This window comes from Bacillus sp. SIMBA_026 (genome assembly GCF_046535335.1).
In the GTDB taxonomy this organism is placed as follows: domain Bacteria; phylum Bacillota; class Bacilli; order Bacillales; family Bacillaceae; genus Bacillus; species Bacillus velezensis.
In genome coordinates this window covers 2102227-2124880 of sequence record NZ_JAWRWX010000001.1, presented here as the reverse complement: position 1 = coordinate 2124880, position 22654 = coordinate 2102227, and the positions used below count along the sequence as shown (strand labels likewise).

Annotated in this window: 23 protein-coding genes and 1 riboswitch; of the genes, 17 read left to right on the top strand and 6 right to left on the bottom strand. The window is 46.4% G+C overall.

Going from position 1 to position 22654, the window contains the following annotated elements; all coding sequences use genetic code 11:
• Positions 1 to 6: 6 nt before the first annotated feature.
• Entirely contained in the window at positions 7 to 1011 is a 1005-nt protein-coding gene (locus SB847_RS10435) for an ABC transporter substrate-binding protein (protein WP_410561269.1), read from the bottom strand.
• A gap of 139 nt (positions 1012 to 1150) precedes the next feature.
• On the opposite strand from SB847_RS10435, the gene SB847_RS10430 reads away from it, so the two are divergent.
• Positions 1151 to 1924 (top strand): alpha/beta hydrolase family protein, encoded by a 774-nt coding sequence (locus tag SB847_RS10430; protein ID WP_410561270.1) that lies wholly within the window; start codon positions 1151 to 1153, stop codon positions 1922 to 1924.
• Between the two features lie 57 nt (positions 1925 to 1981).
• Positions 1982 to 2224, top strand: coding sequence for a DUF2584 domain-containing protein (locus tag SB847_RS10425; protein ID WP_003152249.1), 243 nt, complete (start codon positions 1982 to 1984; stop codon positions 2222 to 2224).
• Positions 2225 to 2266: 42 nt separating this feature from the next.
• Here SB847_RS10425 and pckA read toward each other — a convergent pair whose 3' ends face one another.
• The gene (pckA, locus tag SB847_RS10420) at positions 2267 to 3850 is read right to left on the bottom strand and encodes a phosphoenolpyruvate carboxykinase (ATP) (protein ID WP_410561271.1); all 1584 of its coding nucleotides are present in this window, start codon (positions 3848 to 3850) and stop codon (positions 2267 to 2269) included.
• 197 nt (positions 3851 to 4047) lie between these two features.
• Positions 4048 to 4187, top strand: a riboswitch (SAM riboswitch).
• A 169-nt stretch (positions 4188 to 4356) separates the two neighbouring features.
• On the opposite strand from pckA, the gene metK reads away from it, so the two are divergent.
• The 3 genes from metK (at position 4357) to alaP (ending at position 9208) form a co-directional block, all read left to right on the top strand.
• Positions 4357 to 5559 (top strand): methionine adenosyltransferase, encoded by a 1203-nt coding sequence (metK, locus tag SB847_RS10415; protein WP_003152253.1) that lies wholly within the window; start codon positions 4357 to 4359, stop codon positions 5557 to 5559.
• 143 nt (positions 5560 to 5702) lie between these two features.
• A complete protein-coding gene (gene asnB / locus SB847_RS10410) occupies positions 5703 to 7601 on the top strand; it encodes an asparagine synthase (glutamine-hydrolyzing) (protein WP_410561272.1) in 1899 nt (632 codons plus the stop codon).
• Between the two features lie 203 nt (positions 7602 to 7804).
• Complete coding sequence (alaP, locus tag SB847_RS10405; RefSeq protein WP_410561273.1) at positions 7805 to 9208, top strand: alanine permease AlaP; 1404 nt, start codon at positions 7805 to 7807, stop codon at positions 9206 to 9208.
• Positions 9209 to 9384: 176 nt separating this feature from the next.
• Here alaP and SB847_RS10400 read toward each other — a convergent pair whose 3' ends face one another.
• Positions 9385 to 9900, bottom strand: coding sequence for a gamma carbonic anhydrase (locus SB847_RS10400; RefSeq protein ID WP_325084463.1), 516 nt, complete (start codon positions 9898 to 9900; stop codon positions 9385 to 9387).
• A gap of 46 nt (positions 9901 to 9946) precedes the next feature.
• Between SB847_RS10400 and SB847_RS10395 the strand changes: the two genes are divergently transcribed.
• Together SB847_RS10395 and SB847_RS10390 are read left to right on the top strand one after the other, a co-directional pair.
• On the top strand, positions 9947 to 10726 hold the full coding sequence (locus tag SB847_RS10395) for an alpha/beta hydrolase (RefSeq protein ID WP_410577668.1): 780 nt from the start codon (positions 9947 to 9949) through the stop codon (positions 10724 to 10726).
• Positions 10727 to 10746: 20 nt separating this feature from the next.
• On the top strand, positions 10747 to 11826 hold the full coding sequence (locus SB847_RS10390; protein WP_052827769.1) for a tetraprenyl-beta-curcumene synthase family protein: 1080 nt from the start codon (positions 10747 to 10749) through the stop codon (positions 11824 to 11826).
• 53 nt (positions 11827 to 11879) lie between these two features.
• Here the strand turns inward: SB847_RS10390 and SB847_RS10385 are convergent, their stop codons facing one another.
• From SB847_RS10385 to mnmL, 3 genes are all read right to left on the bottom strand, one after another.
• Positions 11880 to 12074: a hypothetical protein gene (locus SB847_RS10385; RefSeq protein WP_003152265.1), complete on the bottom strand. Its 195-nt coding sequence runs from the start codon at positions 12072 to 12074 to the stop codon at positions 11880 to 11882.
• A gap of 122 nt (positions 12075 to 12196) precedes the next feature.
• Positions 12197 to 12778, bottom strand: coding sequence for a tRNA 5-(aminomethyl)-2-thiouridylate-methyltransferase MnmM (gene mnmM, locus SB847_RS10380; protein ID WP_410577666.1), 582 nt, complete (start codon positions 12776 to 12778; stop codon positions 12197 to 12199).
• Entirely contained in the window at positions 12775 to 13743 is a 969-nt protein-coding gene (gene mnmL / locus SB847_RS10375) for a tRNA modification radical SAM protein MnmL/YtqA (RefSeq protein WP_007408822.1), read from the bottom strand. The genes mnmM and mnmL overlap by 4 nt, the downstream gene beginning before the upstream one ends.
• 236 nt (positions 13744 to 13979) lie before the next feature.
• Between mnmL and SB847_RS10370 the strand changes: the two genes are divergently transcribed.
• The 10 genes from SB847_RS10370 to SB847_RS10325 all read left to right on the top strand — a co-directional run bounded on the left by SB847_RS10370 (position 13980) and on the right by SB847_RS10325 (position 22629).
• Positions 13980 to 14252: a YtzC family protein gene (locus SB847_RS10370; protein ID WP_003152272.1), complete on the top strand. Its 273-nt coding sequence runs from the start codon at positions 13980 to 13982 to the stop codon at positions 14250 to 14252.
• A 347-nt stretch (positions 14253 to 14599) separates the two neighbouring features.
• A complete protein-coding gene (gene ytrA, locus SB847_RS10365) occupies positions 14600 to 14992 on the top strand; it encodes a GntR family transcriptional regulator YtrA (RefSeq protein ID WP_003152275.1) in 393 nt (130 codons plus the stop codon).
• Entirely contained in the window at positions 14985 to 15863 is an 879-nt protein-coding gene (locus SB847_RS10360; protein WP_044801523.1) for an ABC transporter ATP-binding protein, read from the top strand. Before ytrA ends, SB847_RS10360 begins: the two co-directional genes overlap by 8 nt.
• Positions 15857 to 16843, top strand: coding sequence for an ABC transporter permease subunit (locus tag SB847_RS10355; RefSeq protein ID WP_044801524.1), 987 nt, complete (start codon positions 15857 to 15859; stop codon positions 16841 to 16843). Before SB847_RS10360 ends, SB847_RS10355 begins: the two co-directional genes overlap by 7 nt.
• Positions 16844 to 16858: 15 nt before the next feature.
• Positions 16859 to 17845 (top strand): ABC-2 transporter permease, encoded by a 987-nt coding sequence (locus SB847_RS10350; RefSeq protein ID WP_410577663.1) that lies wholly within the window; start codon positions 16859 to 16861, stop codon positions 17843 to 17845.
• A 36-nt stretch (positions 17846 to 17881) separates the two neighbouring features.
• Positions 17882 to 18862 (top strand): hypothetical protein, encoded by a 981-nt coding sequence (locus SB847_RS10345; protein ID WP_045208551.1) that lies wholly within the window; start codon positions 17882 to 17884, stop codon positions 18860 to 18862.
• Between the two features lie 15 nt (positions 18863 to 18877).
• Positions 18878 to 19573: an ABC transporter ATP-binding protein gene (locus SB847_RS10340; protein WP_007408816.1), complete on the top strand. Its 696-nt coding sequence runs from the start codon at positions 18878 to 18880 to the stop codon at positions 19571 to 19573.
• Complete coding sequence (locus tag SB847_RS10335) at positions 19563 to 20873, top strand: ABC transporter permease (protein WP_012118242.1); 1311 nt, start codon at positions 19563 to 19565, stop codon at positions 20871 to 20873. Before SB847_RS10340 ends, SB847_RS10335 begins: the two co-directional genes overlap by 11 nt.
• Positions 20874 to 20936: 63 nt before the next feature.
• A complete protein-coding gene (locus tag SB847_RS10330) occupies positions 20937 to 21632 on the top strand; it encodes a response regulator transcription factor (protein WP_014418686.1) in 696 nt (231 codons plus the stop codon).
• Positions 21625 to 22629, top strand: a complete 1005-nt coding sequence (locus SB847_RS10325; RefSeq protein WP_410577660.1) for a sensor histidine kinase — start codon at positions 21625 to 21627, stop codon at positions 22627 to 22629. Before SB847_RS10330 ends, SB847_RS10325 begins: the two co-directional genes overlap by 8 nt.
• Positions 22630 to 22654: the final 25 nt, after the last annotated feature.

Below are 22654 nucleotides of genomic sequence, written 5' to 3'. Positions count from 1 at the left end.
TTCCTCCTATTGTTCTGAGGTGACTTTTTTGGCGATTTTTGTGTTGACGAGTTTGCTGTACGGAATGTGTTTCGGGAGCTCTCCGGCTTCATCCATAATAGATTGAAGCTGTTCCCATTCATCCTTTTGCAGAACTGGGTCTGCAGAGAATGACTTTTGTTTTTTATAGCGCTCTATCGATGTTTCGATAATGGCCGGATCTGTATCAGCAAATTCCTTCTGAATCGTTTTTGCGGTGTCTTTGGCCGGATGGCTTTCCACCCACTGCTGGGCGCGATAGATGGCGCGGGTGAATTTTTCCGCCGTCTTTTCATTGGTTTTCAAATAACTTTCTTTTGCCATAAAGGTTGTGTATGGCACTTGGCCGGAAGCTTCTCCGAAGGATGCGACGATATGGCCGATGCCTTCTTTTTCAAATTGGGATGCCGTCGGTTCAAACAGCTGCACATAATCACCCGTTCCGGATGCGAATGCGTTGGAAATATTGGCGAAATCAATGTTTTGAACGAGGTTAATGTCTTTTTTCGGCGCTATGTGATTCTTTTTCAGGACGTACTCACCGGCCATTTGGGGCATGCCGCCTTTTCGCTGGCCGAGGAATGTTTTTCCTTTTAAATCGCTCCATTTGAATGATTTCTCATCCTTCCGCGACACGAGAAATGTGCCGTCCGTCTGTGTCAGCTGCGCGAAGTTGATGACCGGATCTTTTGCTCCCTGCGCCTCCACGTAAATGGATGTTTCAGAACCGACCAGCGCGATATCAGACCCGTTTGACAAAAGCGATGTCATCGTTTTGTCTCCGCCCCATGTTGTTTGAAGTGACACTTGGAGCCCTTCTTTTTTAAAGAAACCTTTTGCTTCAGCGACATACATAGGCGTATAGAAGATGGAGTGTGTGACTTCCGCCACCTTTACCTTTGTCAGACTTTCTTCCTGTCTGCAAGCCGGAAGAATGAGCAGGAAAAAGGCGCATATGACAAAAACGCAGCCCGTTTTGAGCCATTTGTTCACGGTGTAACCTCCTTGTTTTAAGCGTTAAAATAACCTTTTCTGCTTTACATATCGTATGATGGGTATAAAAAATGTGTGAGTGCCCATATTCACGTTGGGAAAGAATAAAAAAACTGATGATATAAGGAGGCTCATTGTTTTGCTGGCAGAAAAGAAAAGGTTCCCGTCTCCGAGTCCGCATGTCCGCCTCTTTGCGGTATGCTATGAGTCAGAAGGACTGAAGGTAAAGGGGCTCCTTGCCGAGCCTGCGGCGCCGGGCACATATGACGGTTTTTTATATTTGCGCGGCGGCATAAAAAATGTCGGCATGGTACGCCCCGGAAGAATCGTTCAATTCGCTTCCCAAGGCTTTATCGTGTTTGCGCCTTATTACAGAGGCAATCAGGGCGGCGAGGGAAATGAAGATTTTGCGGGAGAGGACAGAGAGGACGCGTTTTCCGCTTTTCGCCTGCTTCGGGAGCATCCGAACGTCAGGGAAGGGCGGGTGCATATTTTCGGTTTTTCCCGGGGCGGTATCATGGGGCTTTTGACCGCGATTGAAATGGGGCATCAAGCGGCTTCGCTCGTATCATGGGGCGGTGTGAGCGATATGGTGCTTACTTATGAAGAGCGGAAGGATATGCGGCGGATGATGAAGCGGGTGATCGGCGGCACGCCGAAAAAGGTGCCGGATGAATACAGATGGCGTTCGCCGTTTGAAAAAGCAGACCGCATTCAGGCCCCTGTGCTGCTCATCCATGGAGAGAATGATGAGAATGTTTCGATCGAACACGCCCGAATGATCGAGGACAAGCTGAAAGAGGCGGGGAAACCGGTGGAGACTTGGTATTACAGCGGTTTTACGCATTATTTTCCGCCGCAGGAAAACAGACGCATTGTCCGTCGGCTGGCGGAATGGATGAAGACAAGGTAAGATGCCTGATTTATGATATGATAATAAAGAATAAGAGAATGAAAGGGGATTTTCATTTTGGGAATGCCTGTTGAATTTAATACCATGATTGTGACAAAAGGCAATGAAAAACGGATAGAGGAAAATATCTTTTTATTGGAGAAAGAGGGCTACCGCGTCTATCCTCTTGATATTCCGATGGACGTGCGCAAAACGAAAACCGGCGAGAAATCCGGCACCGGCGAGGTCCAAAAGCTCGAATGGGCGAACGGCCGGACAAGCATTACATACAGACTCACGTCGCTTCATTCGACAAACTGAAAAAACAAAAGCCGAGGGCATAAACACCCTTGGCTTTTTTGATTACACGAGAGGTCCGCCGGCTTTGGCAATCGAGTCTGCATGGGAAAACTTTTTAAAGTTTTCTTTAAACTCATTGGCTAAAAACAGCGCTTTTTCGTTGTATGCTTGTTTATCGCTCCATGTGTTTTCAGGCTGAAGAACTTCATTCGGAACGCCTGGAACATGAACGGGGCTGCGCAGGCCGAAAATGCTGTCTGCCGTCATGTCAGTCTGGTTCAGTCTGCCTTCAATAGCGGCCTTGACCATCGCTCTTGTATACGAAAGTTTCATCCTTTCTCCGACTCCGTACCCTCCGCCGGTCCAGCCTGTGTTGACCAGGAAGACTTGAACGCCGTGTTCGTCGATTTTATGCCCGAGCATTTCGGCATATACATGTGCCGGAAGCGGAAGGAACGGTGAACCGAAGCACGTCGAGAAAGTCGTTTGCGGAGATGTCACGCCGCGCTCGGTTCCCGCGAGTTTACTGGTGTACCCGCTTAAGAAGTGATACATCGCCTGTTCCTTCGTCAGTTTGCTGATCGGAGGAAGCACGCCGAATGCGTCCGCCGTTAAAAAGACGATCGCCTGCGGATGGCCGGCAATGCTCGGCTGCACGATATTGCCGATCATCTCAATCGGATATGCGGCTCTTGTGTTTTCCGTGTAGAAGGAATTGTCGTAATCCGCTTCACCCGTTTTTTCATCAAGCACGACATTCTCAAGAACAGACCCGAAGCGGATCGCACGAAAAATCTGCGGTTCTTTTTCCTCGCTCAGATTGATACATTTAGCGTAACATCCGCCTTCAATGTTGAAAACGCCGGAATCTGACCAGCCGTGCTCGTCATCGCCGATCAGTTTGCGGTCCGCATCGGCTGAAAGCGTCGTTTTCCCTGTGCCGGAAAGGCCGAAAAACAGGGCGACATCGCCTTTTTCACCGACGTTGGCTGAGCAATGCATCGGCAGTATATCCTGCTGCGGAAGCAGGAAGTTCATAATGGAGAATATTGATTTTTTCATTTCTCCGGCGTATTCGGTGCCGCCGATTAAAATGACGCGCTTTTCGAAAGAGACAATGATAAATGTTTCCGAATGCGTGCCGTCCGTCTCCGGATCTGCTTTAAAATGCGGAGCTGAGAGAATGGTGAAAGGCTGCGCTTGCGGATCTCTTTCATCCGTCTCCGGTCTGATAAACAGCTGGCGCGCGAATAAATTGTGCCACGCAAATTCATTTACGACCGTAATCGGGAGTCTGTATTTTTCATCCGCCCCCGCGAATCCTTCAAAAACAAACAGTTCATCCCGCTGTTTTAAGTAGCTGACGACTTTGGCGTACAGTTTTTCAAACGTCTCTTCAGAAATGGGCTGATTCACCGCGCCCCAATCAATTTGATTTTCTGTGCTTTGTTCACGGACGATAAATTTATCTTTAGGTGACCGGCCTGTATATGCGCCGGTGGTGGCGCGTACGGCGCCCGTTGATGTCAGCGTTCCTTCATTTCGGCTGATCACTTTTTCGGTAAGTTTTGGAGCCGATAAATTATGATGCACATTCGGACTTGCAAGTAATGCTTGAAGATCTGCGGTTAAATCAACTAATTTCATAAAAACCTTCCTTTGCCGGTTTATTTGTATTTCGCTGAATGTGGAATTAGTATAACATATATCTGAAAATAGTCTATACTATTTGAGGTTTTTTGTTTGTGTTTTTCCATTGCTTCCCGAAATAAAGGCGCGTAATCGCTTTAATTCATATTGACACTTTCCGCCCTTTTACGATAAGATATTTCATTGAGCGGATACTCTTATCCCGAGCTGGCGGAGGGACAGGCCCGATGAAGCCCAGCAACCGGTTTCTCTGTAAAAAAGCAGGTGAAAACACTGTGGGAAACCAAGGTGCTAACCTGATGCAAGGTTTAATATTTTCCTTGAGCGATAAGAGTGAAAGGCACACAGACCAAACCCTTTCCTCGAGTGGAAAAGGTTTTTTTATTTCATAAAATATGCCAATTAACATTCTCTGATATAGTATGACATTGTATTAAGAGGGAGCGAGTTCCGTATCATATGAGAAGGTCTTGCAAAAGATCTTTTTTCAGGAGGAAAAGTGAATGAGTAAAAACCGTCGACTATTTACATCTGAATCTGTTACTGAGGGTCATCCGGACAAAATCTGTGACCAAATTTCTGACAGTATCTTAGATGAGATTTTAAAAAATGACCCGAACGCGCGCGTGGCCTGCGAAACATCTGTAACGACAGGACTTGTGCTGGTAAGCGGAGAGATTACTACATCAACATACGTTGACATTCCGAAAACAGTCCGTGAAACGATTAAAGAAATCGGCTACACACGCGCCAAATATGGATTTGATGCGGAGACTTGCGCTGTTTTAACATCAATTGATGAACAGTCTGCGGATATCGCAATGGGTGTCGATCAGGCTCTTGAAGCGCGTGAAGGCACAATGAGCGATGCTGAAATCGAAGCAATCGGAGCGGGAGACCAAGGCCTGATGTTCGGTTATGCGTGTAACGAAACGAAAGAGCTTATGCCGCTTCCGATCTCTTTGGCGCATAAATTAGCCCGCCGTTTGAGCGAAGTCCGCAAAGAAGACATTCTTCCGTACCTTCGCCCTGACGGTAAAACGCAAGTTACCGTTGAATATGATGAAAACAACAAGCCGGTCCGCATCGACGCGATCGTTATTTCAACTCAGCACCACCCGGAAATTACGCTTGAGCAGATTCAGCGCAATCTGAAAGAGCATGTCATTAACCCTGTCGTGCCTGAGGAGCTGATCGATGAAGAAACAAAATACTTCATCAACCCTACGGGACGTTTCGTAATCGGCGGACCTCAAGGTGATGCGGGTCTTACCGGCCGTAAAATCATCGTTGACACATACGGCGGATATGCACGCCACGGCGGCGGTGCATTCTCCGGTAAGGATGCGACGAAGGTAGACCGTTCTGCGGCATACGCTGCGAGATACGTAGCGAAAAACATCGTGGCAGCAGGTCTTGCTGATTCTTGTGAAGTGCAGCTTGCATACGCAATCGGCGTGGCACAGCCTGTTTCTATTTCCATCAATACATTTGATACAGGAAAAGCTTCTGAAGAAAAACTGATCGAAGTCGTACGGAATAACTTCGACCTGAGACCTGCCGGCATTATTAAAATGCTTGATCTGCGCCGCCCGATCTATAAGCAGACAGCTGCTTACGGCCACTTCGGACGTCATGATGTGGATCTTCCTTGGGAGCGTACTGACAAGGCGGATGCGCTTCGCAAAGAAGCACTAGGAGAATAATTTTATAGCCGCTTACTTAAGCGGCTTTCCCTTTTTGTAGATGCTGCCATGCTTATTTTTTACATAGCGTGAAACCAATGGCGTAACAAAGCGTCTATAAAAAGGGGGTCCAATTAGAAAATTACACTTATGGAGGCTATACTATGTGTGGATTTGTCGGTGTTTTTAATAAGCATCCATTAACTCAAACCGCAGATCAAGAAGAGCTAATCAAACAAATGAACCAAATGATCGTTCACCGCGGTCCTGACAGCGATGGGTATTATCATGACGAGCACGTCGGATTCGGCTTCAGACGGCTCAGTATTATTGACGTAGAAAACGGCGGACAGCCTTTATCATATGAAGACGAAAAATATTGGATCATTTTTAACGGCGAAATCTATAACTACATTGAATTGAGAGAAGAGCTTGAAGCGAAAGGCTACACTTTCAATACAGATTCCGATACCGAAGTGCTCCTTGCGACATACCGTCATTATAAAGAAGAAGCCGCTTCAAAGCTTCGCGGAATGTTTGCGTTTTTAATCTGGAACAAAGCTGACCGCGTCATGTACGGCGCGAGAGACCCGTTCGGCATTAAACCGCTGTATTACACAACCATCGGGGACAAAGTATATTTTGCATCTGAAAGAAAAAGTTTAATGGCCGCTCAAAATGGCATTGATCTTGATACAGCTTCTTTACAGCAATATATGTCTTTCCAATTCGTTCCTGAACCGAGCACGCTTGACGCTGAAGTGAAAAAAGTCGAGCCGGGCAGCCAGTTTACGATCCGTCCGGAAGACGATATCGCGTTTAAAACATATTTCAAAGCGAACTTTAAGCCTGTTCAGTCTGATGAAGATAAATTGGTGAAAGAAGTCAGAGACGCAATCTTTGACTCTGTCAAAGTCCACATGAGAAGTGACGTGCCTGTCGGTTCGTTTCTATCCGGCGGTATCGACTCTTCTTTTATCGTCTCAGTTGCGAAAGAATTTCACCCGAGCCTTAAAACATTTTCCGTCGGTTTTGAGCAGCAGGGCTTCAGTGAGGTTGACGTAGCGAAGGAAACGGCTGCCGCGCTCGGGATTGAAAACATCAGCAAAGTCATTTCTCCCGAGGAGTATATGAACGAGCTTCCGAAAATCGTCTGGCACTTTGATGACCCGCTTGCAGATCCGGCGGCGATTCCTTTGTACTTTGTCGCGAAAGAAGCGAAAAAACATGTAACGGTCGCGCTATCCGGGGAAGGCGCGGACGAGCTGTTCGGCGGGTACAATATTTACCGCGAACCGCTTTCGCTTAAACCGTTTGAACGCATTCCGTCCGGTCTGAAAAAAATGCTTCTTCATGTGGCGTCCGTCATGCCTGAAGGAATGAGAGGGAAAAGCCTCTTAGTCCGCGGCTGCACACCGCTTGAGGAGCGCTATATCGGTAATGCGAAGATTTTTGAAGAGCCCGTGAAAAAACAGCTGCTCAAACATTACAATCCCGAGCTTTCATACCGTGATGTCACGAAACCGTACTTTACGGAAAGCCGTTCATACAGCGACATTAATAAAATGCAGTATGTTGACATCCATACGTGGATGCGCGGCGACATCCTGTTAAAGGCTGACAAAATGACGATGGCCAACTCATTGGAACTGCGCGTGCCGTTCCTTGATAAAGTTGTGTTTGACGTGGCTTCTAAAATTCCGGATGAACTGAAAACGAAAAACGGCACGACGAAATACCTTCTGCGCAAAGCTGCTGAAGGGGTAGTGCCTGATCATGTGCTTAACCGCAAAAAGCTCGGCTTCCCTGTGCCGATCCGCCACTGGCTGAAAAATGAAATGAACGAATGGGTTCGCAACATCATTCGTGAAAGTGAAACAGATGCTTATATTGAAAAGGATTATGTCCTTCAGCTTCTGGAAGATCATTGTGCCGACAGAGCGGACAACAGCCGCAAAATCTGGACCGTGCTGATCTTCATGATCTGGCACAGCATCAATGTCGAAAAAAGACTGGTGCCGGAAGAGCTGAATCATCAGCCGAAAGAAGTCATTTTCGTTTAATCCAAAAGGCTTTCGATGTTATCGAAAGCCTTTTTTCTATTGTTTTTTGTAAACCGTCTATTCCGCTCTGTTTTCGACAAAGTATTACGCAATATTCAGAAAAAGGTTATAATAGGACTAATCGGGTAGATTCCGGAAAGTGTTTTCTGGCTATTTCGTCTCGGTTTGTTGTTTCTTTGTCAAAATCAGGGGGAGGGAGAGTTATGCAAAACAAAGAAAAAACGCTTCACCGCGGCTTGGAAGAGCGGCATATCTCGCTTATGTCGTTGGGCGCCGCGATAGGAGTCGGGCTGTTTCTCGGGTCGGCTTCTGCCATAAAGCTTGCCGGGCCGGGGATTTTAGCCGCTTACGCCTGCAGCGGACTGATTATGTTTTTTATTATGCGGGCATTAGGGGAAATGGCGATTCAAAAGCCTGTAGCCGGCTCATTCAGCCGGTATGCCAGAGATTATCTCGGTCCGCTTGCCGGGTTTTTAACAGGCTGGAATTATTGGTTTTTATGGGTTGTTACCTGCATGGCGGAAATCACCGCGGTCGGCATTTATATGGGCTACTGGTTCCCTGACGTGCCGTCATGGATCTGGGCGCTTTGTGCACTCGTCATTATGACGGCTGTCAACTTTCTGGCGGTCAAAGCGTACGGTGAGCTTGAATTCTGGTTTGCGCTCATTAAAGTCTTGGCGATTCTGTCAATGATCGCGATCGGTCTGGTGATGATCGTATTCGGTCTCGGAAACGGAGGCGTTGCGCTCGGAATCAGCAATTTATGGAGCCACGGCGGCTTTTTCCCGAATGGGATTAAAGGGGTGCTGCTGTCGCTTCAAATGGTCATGTTTGCCTATCTCGGGATTGAGCTGATCGGTGTCACAGCCGGTGAGGTCAAAAATCCGGAAAAATCACTGGCGCGGGCCATAGATACTGTTTTTTGGCGCATTCTCATTTTTTACGTCGGAGCTTTGTTTGTCATTATGTCAATTTATCCGTGGCAGGAAATCGGTTCAGGCGGAAGCCCGTTTGTTTTGACATTTGAAAAAATCGGAATACCCGCTGCAGCCGGAATCATTAATTTTGTCGTATTGACGGCGGCTCTTTCTTCCTGCAACAGCGGGATCTTCAGCACGGGGCGTATGCTGTTCAATCTGGCGGAGCAAAATGAAGCGCCTAAAGCATACGGTACGGTCACAAAAGGCGGCGTGCCGGGAAAAGCGGTATTGGTTTCAGCGGGTGCGTTATGCATCGGCGTTTTGCTGAACTACGTGGTGCCGGCGAAAGTGTTTACGTGGGTGACGAGCATTGCGACGTTCGGGGCGATTTGGACATGGTCGATTATTTTGCTTTCCCAAATGAAATACCGTAAAAGCTTACAGCCGGAACAACGGAAAAAACTGAAATATAAAATGCCTTTATACCCCTTTTCCTCATATATCTCATTGGCATTTCTCGCTTTTGTCGTTGTGCTGATGGCTTTTGATGCAGAGACCCGGGTGGCCGTCATCATCGGTCCTGTCTGGTTCGGCATATTATTAGCCGCCTATTACGGAAAAGGTTTCCATAAAAGAAAAGACATAAACCTGGAAAACGGACAGACATTCGCCGAAAAAGCGTAAAAAAAGAGCCCGCTGAAATGGGCTCTTTTTTCATAGGATCGGGTAAAAGGGGGAAGAATAAAACAAATTCCTGAACATTTTGCTACTGTTTCCTGACAATCAGCGGAACGCAAATGGTTATTACTTAAATAATATTTTGAAAAATGGTACAGTAGTAAAACAAAGCTGATCTATTTTTATTTCTCTTGCAGTGTTTTATAGTATCGGCCTTTTTCAACATATTCCGTTCTGATTCTTTCCATGTCCCGTATGTCTTCTTCTGTCAGCCGGCGGATAACCTTTGCGGGCCGGCCGAACGCAAGACAGCCGGGAGGAATGGTTTTGCCCGGAGGAACGAGACTTCCGGCGCCGATAAATGCGCTTTCTCCGATTTCCGCCCCGTCAAGAATGACGGAGCCCATACCGATTAAAGCATTCTTTCTGATGATTGCGCTGTGCAGTGTAACCTGATGGCCGATCGTGACGTCATCTTCAATAAGAAGCGGGCGGTTCGGACTTTGATGCAGACAGCTCAAGTCTTGTATGCTGACTCTTTTTCCGATCCTTGTCGGCGCAACATCCCCCCGGATGACGGCTGAGAACCAAATGCTCGATTGTTCTCCGATCACGACGTCGCCCGTAATGACGGCGTTATCCGCAATGAACGCTTCAGGATGTATGTCAGGCGTAAATTGTTTATAAGGGTAGATTATCATGTCTCATCCTTCTTTCTCTAAATTTATGTAAGAGGTGAACTGCATGTGGACTTGGAAAGCAGACAGGCCCGTCGGTACCATTGTCATTATCCACGGGGCGAGCGAATACCACGGGCGCTATAAATGGCTCGTTGAAATGTGGAGATCTTTCGGATATAACGTGGTGATGGGCGATTTGCCCGGTCAGGGAACGTCGACCCGCGCCAGAGGGCATATTCGCTCTTTCCAAGAATACATTGATGAAGTAGATATATGGATTGATAAAGCGAGAACGCTTGAAGCGCCCGTTTTCCTTTTGGGCCACAGCATGGGCGGACTGATTGCGATAGAATGGTTTAAGCAGCAGAGAAATCCCCGCATTACGGCACTCATTTTATCATCACCTTGTCTGGGTCTGCAAATAAAAGTCAATAAAGTCCTTGATTTTGCGTCTAAAGGACTGAACGTCCTCGCTCCGTCCCTCAGAGTGGATTCCGGCTTATCACCTGATATGGCAACGAGGAATGCGGATATGATTGAAGCGGATCAAAACGATTCTTTATATGTCACGAAGGTATCCGTAAGATGGTACAGAGAGCTTTTAAAAACCATTGATGCCGCTATGGTGCCGACTGATGCGTTTTTAAAGGTGCCGCTTTTGCTTATGCAGGGCGGTGATGACAAAATCGTCGATAAAATGAAGGTCCGCAAATGGTTTTCCGGTGTGGCTTCCCATAATAAATCGTACCGGGAATGGGAAGGGCTTTATCATGAAATTTTTAATGAACCGGAAAGAGAAACTGTGTTTAAGGCGGCAAAAGCCTTTACAGATCAGTATATTTGAATTCGCTGGGGGTGCATATGTTGACAGTACCGGAACATCCTTTTAACCTTATGGCAAAAGTGTATCGGGAAATTTTTCCGCTCGTTCATCAGGAATTGAACATGTGGCGGGAAAAATCAGATTCCATTAAAAATACCGAACTGCGGCAGCAGGCGGCCGCAAGTATCCGCGATAAATCGTTTCATTGTGAAGGCGGCGGCATTTTAGCCCTGCTTTCGGGAGAGCAGAAACAGAAATGCGTGCAATTTATCATCGCGTATCAGACAATCAGTGATTATCTGGACAATCTGTGCGACCGCAGCACCTCGCTTGATCCCGAGGACTTCCGCATGCTTCATCTCTCCATGCGTGACGCGCTGACGGTCGGCGCCGAGGTGCGGCCGTACTATCAGTACAGAGACGAGCGGGATGACGGCGGTTATCTTCATGAGCTGGTGAGAACATGCCAGCGGGTGCTCGGGTCAATAGAACATTACGGTATCATTAAACCTTATTTGCTTGAGCTGTGTGATTATTATTGCGATCTTCAGGTTCATAAGCATGTCGTTGAGCATGAACGCGTGCCGAGGCTTAAAGGCTGGTTTGAGCAGTACCGGTCACAGCTTCCGGAAATGGAGTGGTTTGAGTTCTCGGCCTGCGCCGGATCGACGTTAGGCATTTTCTGTCTCGTCGCTTACTCATTCCAGTCTGATTTTAACGAACATACCGCTGAGAAAATCCGCAGCAGTTATTTTCCGTACATACAAGGGCTGCACATACTGCTCGATTATTTAATTGACCAGGAAGAGGATCTGCTTGAAGGCGATCTGAATTTCTGTACGTATTATCAGTCTCATGAAGAAATGATGCAGAGACTGCAGCATTTTATTGAAAAAGCGGATGAACATTTGCAAGGCATTCCGCATGAAAATTTTCACCGGCTGATCAACAGGGGGCTGCTCGGCGTCTATTTATCCGATGACAAAGTCGCCGGCCAAAAAGAAATGGGCCGCCTCGCGCGAAAGCTGATCAGGGCAAGCGGAAAAACGTCATTTTTCTTTTATATCAACGGAAGAGCCTACCGCAAATTTCAGAAGATGGCTTGGACGAAAAGTTCGTAATGGGTGAAAGTGCTTACGCTTAATATTTCTGATGAAAAAGAGACATGCGCATTTTACGCTGTCTCTTTTTTTAACGGTTTCTTTTTTGCCGCAAGGTGCATTGCGAATTTGCCGATCAGCCCGATGACAAAAAATGCAGCAAACCACCAGTAATAGGTTTTTGCGAACTCAAATCCTAAATGTCTTGATAAAATGATGACGAACATCACATAGGGAACACTTGAAAATATGATGCGAAGAATATTCAAACTGCCGCTCCTCCCAGATGTTACACTTAAAAGATGAACTTTTTTCCATTGTTTCATAGTAATTGATTTTTCAGAAAAAGTAAACACAAAAAGAATCGGCCCGCTTATGACAGGCCGATTCTTTATTTGCCGGCAGATTTCTTTTCAATCGCTATAATAAACGGTGGGTCGTTTCGCTGGTTGAGAAAGCCGTAGCTCAGCACGCGCGCTTTTTCCTGATCAAGATTGCTGCAGTACTCCAGTAATGCACTTTTTTCCGTCTTGCCTTCGGGATGCCCGTGGTACACAACGAGAACGATCAGCCCGTTCTCCTTCAGCAGTTCAAGGAGCTGTTCGATCGCGGAAATGGTTGAGTGGCCGTTTGTCGTAATGCTTTTATCGCCGCCGGGCAGATAGCCGAGATTAAACACGGCGCAAGCCACACGACCGTGCGCATCTTCAGGCAGCGATGCCTTTATTTGATCATGGCTCTTATGGTGAAGCGTGACGCGCGGGCCGAAGTCGGCACCGAGCCGCTCCTTCGTTTTAGCGAGTGCGTCCGCTTGAATATCAAAGGCATGGACATGTCCTGTCTCACCGACAAGGCCGGCCAGGAAATATGTATCATGTCCGTTGCCCATCGTCGCGTCAACTGTGATATCACCTTCCTGTGCGGCGGACTTCAGCAATTCTTTACTGAAAGGGAGGATGTGAATCAAGGTCATAGGGCGGTCTCCTCCCCGATCTTTCTGAAGAGCTTTCCTTGATAGCTTCCCCGTGTTTCCAGCTCTTTTTGAATGGCGCCCAGTACTTCCCACTTATTGACGCTCCACATCGGTCCGACCATTAATTCGATCGGCCCGTCTCCCGTAATGCGGTGAACGATCATTTCCGGGGGAATGATTTCGAGCTGATCACATACAAGACTTACATATTCTTCTTGTGAAAGGAATTCCAGCTTTCCTTTTTCATATTGCTTCACCATCGGTGTGCCTTTTAATAAGTGAAGCAGGTGAATTTTAATGCCTTGTACATCCAAATCAGCGACGGCTTTGGCCGTCTCCATCATCATGTCCCTGTTTTCAAGCGGAAGCCCGTTAATGATATGGGAACAAACGCGGATGCCGTGTTTTCTCAGTTTATTGACACCCTCAACATAGCAGTCAAAATCATGGGCGCGGTTGATCAGAAGGGCGGTCCGCTCATGCACGGTCTGCAGCCCGAGTTCAACCCACAAATATGTCCGCTCATTCAGTTCGGCCAAATATTCCACGACATCGTCCGGAAGGCAGTCCGGACGGGTCGCGATAGACATGCCGACAACGCCGTCAAGCTTGAGGACGGATTCGAATTTTTCACGCAGCTCCTCTACCGGGGCATGCGTATTCGTGAACGCTTGGAAATATGCGATATATTTGCCGTCTTTCCACTTTTCGTGCATGCGGTTTTTGATATCGTGAAATTGCGTGAGTAAGTCATCGGCCCGATTGCCGGCAAAATCGCCGGAGCCCGCCGCGCTGCAGAATGTGCAGCCTCCGTGTGCAACCGTGCCGTCCCGATTGGGGCAGTCAAAACCGCCGTCAAGCGCGACTTTAAACACTTTATGCCCGAAATGCTCCCGCAGATGATAATTTAATGTATGGTACCGTTTTTCCGTATTTGAATAAGGAAAAGGGTTATTCTCGTTCAATGTTCAAAAAGCCTCCCTCACATCAGATGCATCCTAAAATTGTAGCATGAATGATGGGGGTTCACAATCTGAAAACAGGATGCGGCTTTCTTTTGTTTATTATGACTGCAGGCAGGATTCTCATTCCTTTAGTTAAACACGGAAAATTTGGTTCTCTTTCCTTCAACCTTCGGGTGTTATTATTTTTGGTCCGCTCAAACTAAGTTTGATTTCCCATTCACTGAGGAGGGGTTTCGTTGGCAACAAGACAATCAGTAGATGAACATCTCCAAAGAAGCGAACAGGCGTATGAATTTGCGAATGAGCAATTTATGACCGCTTCGAAACAAGAGCATTATAATGATAATGAGTACAGTGAAGCGCAAATGATGCTTGAAAACGCGGTGAATGAATTAAACAAGCTGTCATTATCTGCGAATGATCAGCAAAGAGAGCAGCTTTACCGAATGAGATTGCAGCTGCAGACCTTGCAAAACAATATGATTTTGCAGCGTAATTTTGATTACTGACCGCGCCGTTTCAAATGGTTCAGCAAACCTGCCGGAATCCCGGCGGGTTTTTTTGTATTTTTTTAAAAAAAGAATTGACAATAGGGCGGAGTGTGTTTATTGTATTATGTGTACTACTTGATGTAATACACATAAAACACTCAAAAAATGAAATCGACATATAAATGTTAAGCATAGGGAAGGGGAACTTTCATGAAAAACAAAAGATCCGTAAAACAAGATGTGCCTCTTATTATCGCCGCCTCGGTTTTGGCCAGCAGTCTTTTTGTCGTTCTTGTCGTCATCGGTTTTCAATGGCAGAACATTTAAAGAAAGAGAGCAGCTCGTAAAAGAAAGAAGGGAAGTAAATGATTCAAATCGATCCGAGAAGCTCAACTCCGATTTATGAGCAGATCATACAGCAACTGAAAGAGCTTTGTTTAAAAGGGATCATGAAGCCGGGGGATAAACTTCCTTCTGTCAGGGAATTGGCAACGATCATTATCGCCAATCCGAACACAGTCAGCAAAGCGTACAAGGAGCTCGAACGCGATGGTGTCATTGAAACGCTGAGGGGAAGAGGAACGTATATATCGGAGAATGCAAAAACGACATTGGTTGAAGGGAAGATGACGATGATAAAAGAGCAATTGAAACAGCTCATCATCGATGCCCATTACGCGGGAGTTGAGCTGGAGAAGCTGCAGGAATGGATAAAGGAAATCAGCGCTGATGTGAAAGGAGGCAAGGATCATGATTGAATTGCGGAATCTCTCAAAAACGATAGACGGTAAAGAAGTGCTCAAGGATATTTCGCTCACCATCGGAAAAGGGGAGATTTTCGGGCTGCTCGGGCGAAACGGATCAGGGAAAACAACACTGCTCCGGCTCATTCAGCAGATTCTGCTGCCGGATCAAGGGACGGTTTTATTTAATCAGGTGGAAATAAAGCGGCATCCGAAAGTAAAACAGAACATCATTTATATGCCTGTTGAAAATCCTTTTTATGACAAGTATACATATAAACAGCTTGTTGCGATTATAAGCAGAATCTATCCGAATTTTGATGTGACTTACGCCAATGAGCTGATGAACAGGTACGGCATTCCGGAAACGAAGAAATACCGTGAATTATCGACAGGCCTGAAAAAACAGCTTGCGCTCGTCCTTGCCTTTGCTTCACGCCCGGCACTTATCCTTTTGGATGAACCGACGGACGGAATTGACGCCGTAACGCGTCATGATGTGCTTCAGCTTATGGTGGATGAAGTGGCTGAACGGGAAACGAGCATTCTGATTACCTCACACCGTTTAGAAGATATTGAGCGAATGTGCAACCGGATCGGGTTTTTGGAAGGAAATCAGCTGACGAATGTGATGGACTTGGATGATATGAAGGAAGAGTACATGAAAATCCAAATGGCATTTGAAGAAAACGTCGCCTTGAAGATCAGAGAACAAAACATACCGATTCTCGACCATGCCGGTGTGTTTTATACGGTGCTGATTCAAAAGAACGATGAAAAGAAAAAGAACTTTCTGCAAGAGCTGCAGCCGAAAGTATGGAACGAACTTCCTGTGAACTTAGAAGAAGTCTTCATCGCGAAGTTTGGAGGGAACCGAAGATGGTAGACAGGGGATTGCTGTACAGGGAATGGGTGCAGAATCGAACTGTTCTTGTGATGGTCGGTATTTTTTTAGCGGCGGTCAATCCGTTTGAAGTGTTAAATACCTATCTGGTCTATCAAGGCTGTCTGGACACCCCGGAAGCATATTGTAACTTTTATGTGAATTCTCTGGAGAGCGGAATGCTGAACTTAAACTGGGCGCCCGCTGTCATCTTAGCGGTTTGCTTATTCGGACTGGAGCGTACGAAAGGAACGATTGATGCGCTGTTCAGTCTGCCTTATTCCCGCGCTCAGGTGTTTCACACTAAATTTTGGCTCGGGGCGGCGCTCATTACCGGCGCTCAGGTGATCGGCTACGGGCTGGCTGAGCTGCTCATTCTTCTGTTAAAGCCTGAGCGCGTATATTTCTTTCACCATTACAGCGTCGGAGAGATTATTGTGAGTGTTTTGGCTTTTACATTGGTTGCGAGCGCAGGCTGCTTAACGGGCAATACGTTCGCCCAGCTGTTAACGGCGTTTACTGTGTCGATATCACCATACTTGATCATTACGTTGCCATTGTCCAATGTAGAAGTCATCTTCGGAGCCGGCATGTATGAGCTGATGCCGTCAGTCGATGCTTATATCAAAGTATACAATCTTTTTCAATACTTGAATCCGATCATGTACATTGATACAGATTGGGTATCTGCCAGCAAGTATATATTAATTATCCCGGCAGTGATGAGCATTGTATTTTATGCCATCGGGTACTTTTGCTATGTCAGGCAGCCGGTGGAACGGAACGGCCGTTTTTTTCTCTGGAGACAGCTTGACCGGCCCATTCAGATTGTGGTGATCATAATCGCCGTTCTCGGTTTTGGCCTGGCGGGGTACTCGACGGGACATACGATGACAGGGTATGTGGCCGGGATGATTGTCGGGGGAGCGGTCGGATTTTTAGTCAGTTATTTTGTGATTTATAAAAAAACGAAGCATGTGTAAGAGAGGAGGACCGGAATGATACCGCGGGGATTGTTGTACACAGAATGGAAGAAAAATCAGTGGTTGTTTTTATGCAGCGGCATTCTTTTAATGGCGGCAAACCCTTTTATGGTTTATAACAACTACTCAACATATCAAGAATGTTTGAATAACCCAGCTCTTCAAGATTGTGAATTCGTTGTCAATTATACGAATGGGTCGCCTCTTTCCTTCAGCTGGGTTGTGAGTGTCATCATTGCTGTCTTCTTATTAGGCTTGGAACGGACAAAGGGAACGATGGATGCTTTGTTAAGCATGCCTTACAGCAGAGGCCAAATCTTTCAGATGAAATTCTGGCTCGGCGGGGCAGTCATTGTTGTTCCTCAGGCGATAGGCTATGGAGCGGCGTCATTGCTGATATCTTTGCTGAAACCGCGCCATACGTACGATTTTGATCATTTTTCAATCGGAATGATTGTCATCAGTTTTATGGCTTACGCCTTGTTAATGGCATCCGGCGCATTAACGGGACAGATATTCGCCCAGCTGTTAACGGCGTTTACCGTCACGGTTCTGCCCTTTTTACTCATCGGTCTGCCGGCCGCGAATTTGGAGGTCGTTTTCGATTTTAGTGTCGGAGATCAATTTTCTTTTATCAGCAGTTATATCGAATCCCGTCTTTTTATATTTGTAACCCCTATTGGATATGTGTTTAACGACTGGATCAGAGAAAGGGATTTGGTTTTAATCATTCCGATTGTGATGAGCCTTGTCTTTTATCTGATCGGTTATGTCAGCTTTCTGAAACATCCGAATGAACGGAACGGCAGATTCTTTCTTTGGAGAAAATTGGACCGGCCGGTGCAGATCTTGGTGATTGCCTTTGCTGTTATGGGTTTCGGCGTTTTCGGATATGGGGTCACAGACACGATGTTCGGCTATTTAGCCGGCATTATCTTCGGCGCGATTATCGGGTTTTTCATCAGTTATTTTACGGTTTACAGGAAGTCAAAGCATATGTAGATCTGTTTGAAAATGAACAGTTTGGAGGAAGGCAAGGTGCCGATTAGCGGTTTGCTTTATAAAGAATGGAAGCAGCGGCAGACGCTGCTGCTCCTTACAGCGGGGTTCTTAGCTATTTTAGGCCCTTTGGCAATTATAAATGAGTATTTTCACTATAAGGATTGTTTGAGTGCGCTTCATCAATATTCAGGTTCAGTTTGTACGTTCAGCATTGATTACAGCAATCGGAATTTGATTGGGCTGCATTTCATTCCTCCGGTTATGATGGGGCTTTTTCTGATAAGAGGAGGCCGGGCTGAAAGGATGTTTACACTGAGTCTTCCGTATTCGAGAAGCCGGATATTTCATACGAAGTTTTTCTTGGGAGCAGCCGTGTTAGCCGGCTCGCAATTTGTTTCTTACGGAGTATCTGACCTATTGTTTCTAGCGCTTAAACCTGACGCTGTCCATCATTTTCAATCGTTCAGCTCAGGGATGCTGGTCATCAGCTTGATGATTTATGCATTAGTGACAGCTGCCGGCACGATAACGGGCAATTTAGCGGCGCAGCTGATCACAGCGTTCACGGTTTCCGTCTTTCCGATCGTGGTTATGACGATTTACCTGTTAAACGCTGAGTTCCTTTTTGGCAGGCAGGCTGTGCCGGATATTGATTTCCCTTGGAGCGGGTTTCTGATCTATTTCATGCCTGCCGCTTACATTCATTTATCATGGATGTATTACATGAAACACGCATTGTTAATCTCCGCATTAATGGGATTTTGTTTCTATCTATTCGGCTATGCGAATTTCCTGAAAACGCCGAGTGAACGAAGCGGACATTTTATCCTAAGCAAACACATTGAACGCACCATTCAAGTGCTCGTCATGGTGCTCAGTATGCTGGGAAGTGCGGGGGTATGCGGATATGCTTATAACGGTTCGTATACCGGTTACATATTCGGCATGCTTATCGGCGCGGTTATCGGGTTTTTCATCAGTTATTACTTCATCTATAAAAAAACGAAACAGATATAAGGGGGAGTGGTGTACGTGATAGAAGTACAGCATATTGATCATTCATTTAAAATCGGCAGGAAAGGCAGAGAGAGTGAGGTTCCGGTATTGAAGGATGTCTCTTTGACCGTTGAAAAAGGGGAAATTGCCTGTATCGTCGGTCGGAGCGGTTCCGGAAAATCAACACTTCTGAATTTAATATCCGGGTACATAGCGCCGACGAAGGGCCGTATCGTCATTAACGGCACTGATGTGACGGGCTTCAGTGAAAAAGAGTGGGCGCAGTTCCGCCTCGGGCATTTCGGCTTTATTTTTCAAAGTTTTCAGCTCATTCCGAGTCTGACAACCTATGAAAATGTTGAAATGCCGCTTGCCTTAAAAGGCGTCAAACCGTCTGAACGCAAGCAGAAAGTCGCGGATATGCTGAAACGGGTCGGACTTGAGAATCATGCGAATCATTATCCGAATGAGCTGTCAGGCGGCCAGCAGCAGCGTGTCAGTATCGCAAGAGCCCTGATTTTAAATCCGTCGATTATTTTAGCTGATGAGCCGACGGGAAGCCTTGATTCAGAGACGGAACTTGAGGTGCTTGCATTAATTCAGCAGCTGAACCGGGAGCGCGGGATTACATTTGTCATCATTACGCATGACGATGAAGTCGCTTCGATCGCGCATTCAAAATTCCAGCTGCATGACGGTGTATTAAAAGGGGGCGTTACTGTTGAGATTTAAGGATCAGATTCACTTTATCAGAAGAAATATGAAGAAAAACCGGCTGCGTGTTTTCATGACGGTGCTGGCGACGACAATGGCGTGCGCGTTTTTAGTGGTGCTGGCTTCCGTCGGATTCGGCATCCAAAAAACGATTACAGACATTACGATGAGCCAGCAAATTGTTACGGAAATCAACGTACTCGGCCAAGAAAACGGAAAAGCCGTGAAGAAATCAGACTTGGAAAAGTATAAAAATGTCAAGTCTGTCGTTGAAAGAACACAAGTGTATGAACCGAACAAAGCGTCATTGGGAAACCGAACAAATGAAGATTCAGCCATTGTGCTGACAAACATGAACGATGAAGTCAAAGCCAATATGGAGCTTGATCAGGGAAGAGTCGCCCGCACAGAGAATGAAATCGTGGTCGGCTATGATTTTGCGAAGAACCTATTGACGAAAAAAGAGGCTGACGCTTACGACAAAGAGTTAAAGGATCACCAAGGCGACATGTCGGAGGTGAAAAAACCAAAAGGCTATACGAAAGACCTGCTTAATAAAACGATACAGCTGAGCATCTCCAAAACAAACAAAGACGGAGACGTTGAGAAAACGAAAACGTACGACTTTAAAGTAGTCGGAATTACAAAAAAACCGTCCCAAGATTGGATGGAGGATACAAATATTTTTGTGAGTGATCAATTCAAGAAAGACTTCTCGACATTCTTGGATCTGAAGAATGGAAATGCGGAAAAAAGCATCAATGTGTATGCGGACAAATTCGATCATGTCGATCAGCTTACCCATGACCTCACGGATGACGGCTTTTATGTCAGATCTGTCACTACCGAGCTGAAGGGCGTCAACACCTTTTTCCTCGTCTTTAAAATCGGCCTGATCTTTGTCGGCTTTATCGCCGTCGTGATTTCTGCTATCGGTATTTTCAACACGATGACGATGGCGGTGACGGAACGAACGCAGGAAATCGGGATTATGAAAGCGATCGGCGCAAGCCCGTCCATCATCCGCAGAATGTTCCTGATGGAAAGCGCCTATATCGGGATATTAGGTTCTGTCATCGGGATTATCATTTCTTACGGAGTGAGTTTTGCCGTCAATCTGGCTGTGCCGGTTATTTTGAAAGCGGTAGGGGGAAATACCGGAGCTGAAGATCTTCATTATACCTTCTCCTATATCCCGCTCAGCCTCGTTGTGATCGCAGTTGTCATTTGTGCGGGGGTCGCGGTGATTTCCGGTATGAATCCGGCCCGCAAAGCGACAAAAACCAACGTTCTGACCGCATTAAGAAGAGAACTGTAAAGGAAAAAAGCCGGCTGGACATCAGCCGGTTTTTCCTCTATTTATCAGAAAAGGGCGGATACCATGTTTCACATTTTGTTAATAGAAGATGATAACACTTTATTTCACGAGATGAAAGAGAGATTAACGGGCTGGTCATTTGCGGTGCACGGAATAAAAGATTTCAGCCGGGTCATCCGGGAGTTTTCCGAAATCAAGCCTGATTTGGTGATCATTGATGTACAGCTGCCGAAATTTGACGGCTTTCATTGGTGCAGAATGATACGCTCCCAATCAAACGTGCCGATTCTCTTTTTGTCCTCGCGCGATCATCCCGCGGATATGGTCATGTCGATGCAGCTCGGGGCAGATGATTTTATTCAGAAGCCTTTTCACTTTGATGTGTTAATCGCGAAAATACAGGCGGTGTTCCGCCGTGTGCACCAATACGGCACAGAACCGGCGCTGATGAAAAGATGGTGCGGGGCGGTCATTGACACAGAAACCAACACGGTCAGCCGTAAAAACGGTTCGGTCGAGCTGACCAAAAACGAAATGCTGATCTTAAAACTGCTGGCTGAGCAGAAAAATAAAATCGTCAGCCGGGAAGAACTCATCAGAAGCCTATGGAATGATGAGCGTTTCGTCAGTGATAATACGCTGACGGTAAATGTCAACCGGCTGCGGAAAAAACTCGATCAATTAGGCATCGGGAAAATGATTGAAACCAAGGTGGGGCAGGGATACATCGCAAAGGAAGAAGACGGTCTTTATGATTAAATCATTTCTGCTCGAAAGAAAAAGCTGGATCGCGATGTTTCTTTTGCAGCAGGCTGTGCTCCTTTTTGCGGCATATATTGATCCGTCTATTCCGTTTTTTTCGGTGCTGTATTTCGTTTACCTGTCGCTTCTTGTGTTTCTTGTATTTCTCTTGTTCGGCTATCGTAAAGAGACCGCCTATTATAAAAGCTTAAGAGAGTGGGACGCCAATTTAGACATGTCTTATCTTAAAGCGCCTGAAAGTCCGTTTGAGTCTATCGTTGAAGAAAGCATTGAAGGGCAGACAGAGCAGTTAAGAAAAAGTTCACTTCATCTTCAGACGGCGTCAGAGCATGAAAAGGACGATCTGATGTCATGGATTCACGAGGTCAAAACACCGCTGACAGCGATGCATCTCATGATCGAGCGCCTTGATGAACAGCCGTTGAAAGCCCCTTTGCTGTATGAATGGCTGCGGATTCACCATCTTCTGGACCAGCAGCTTCATCAGAAACGATTGTCCTTTATTGAAAATGATTTATCATTCCAGCGCATTCAGCTCAGACCGCTCGTTTTCAAAGAAATTAAAAATCTGCAATCATGGTGTATACAAAAAGGGATCGGGTTTGACATTCAGCTTGATTCACCAGACGTTCACAGTGACGGAAAATGGCTTTCCTTCATCATCAGGCAGCTGTTAAGCAATGCCGTCAAATACAGTGAGGCGGATGACATTACCGTAAAAAGCTATGAACAAAACAGCCAGGTGCATGTGGATATCGAAGACCGCGGCATCGGCATCGAGCCCAAAGATCTTCCGCGCATTTTTGAAAAGGGATTTACCTCGACGCGAATGAGGCGAGATCACGCATCAACGGGGATGGGCCTGTATTTGGCTCAAAAAGCTGCGGCTCCTCTTCTCATCCGGATCAGCGTGCGCTCTGAGCCGGAAAGCGGCACGGTTTTTACCTTGGTGTTTCCGAAACAGAACGATGCCGTCAGCATGTTCAGCATGTGACAAAAGTGTCACATGCTTTTCTCTT